Raw genomic sequence first — 928 nt, 5'->3', positions numbered from 1 at the left:
GGCCCGTCCCACCCACGTCGACCACGCCCGGGTCACCCGCACCCGGGTCCGCCACGCCGTCCGAGACGCCGATCCGCCGGCCGATGGACGAGCCGCCGCCGCACCGTGAGGGACCGTCCGACGCGGCTCCTGACGCGACCCGCGACCGACCGCCGGACCGGGTCCGTCCCGGCACCGAAAGCGACGACGGCCAACCCGTGTCCGACCAGCGGGCGACCGACGCCGGACGTGGCCCAGCCGGAGGAGTCACGGCCGGTCCGCACAGCACGGCAGCGCCGACGCTGCCCCCGGCACCCGGCGTACCGCGCGTCTACGTCCCACCGCCCCCGTCGGATCCACCCGCTCCCGCGTACCGGCCGGAACCTCAGCCCACCGGGGGCGCCGAGGCCTGGTTCCGTCCCGCCCGCCCGACGGCGGACGAGCCCGAGCCGGTGACGGCCACCGGGCGGCCGGAGCAGGCCGAGGACGCGCCGGCGCGGGCCGAGGCTGCGGTCGCGCCGTCGGCGCCCGGCCACGTCGAGACGTCGCCGCCGCCGACCGCGACCGTCGCGCCTCCGGCGGCACCGTCGCCCGTTCAGGCGGTCGACGAGTCGCAATCCGCGGCCACCGAGCCGGTCGACGCGGCCCCACCGGCGGCCACCTCGGTCGAGGCTCCGGCATCCGCCTCGGCGGCCGGGCACGCTGACGCGGCGCCGTCCGCGCCGGCCCGACCGGACGGCCCAAACCCGTGGGCGCCGGCGAACTGGGAGGACAGCCCGGCCACGCCCGCCCGGCCGGACCCGGCTCCCGTGCCGGACTCCGCCCCGCCGGCCGCCGTCGACCGGGCCGCCATCACGGACGACGACACGCCCCTGCCGGGCGTACCCGCACCGGACCACAGGGACCGCGCCTCCGCTGACCCCTCCTCCACCGCCGCCCGCACCGAACC

1 pseudogene is annotated in these 928 nt (G+C 80.1%); it reads left to right on the top strand.

From position 1 onward, the window contains the following. Positions 1 to 431 precede the first annotated feature (431 nt). Positions 432 to 928, top strand: a pseudogene (locus E1211_RS32180) (hypothetical protein); the annotation flags it as partial.

The organism is Micromonospora sp. 15K316, from assembly GCF_004348525.1.
Taxonomy (GTDB): Bacteria; Actinomycetota; Actinomycetes; order Mycobacteriales; family Micromonosporaceae; genus Micromonospora.
The sequence above is the reverse complement of the archived record's forward strand: the minus strand, read 5'-3'. Positions and strand labels throughout refer to the sequence as shown.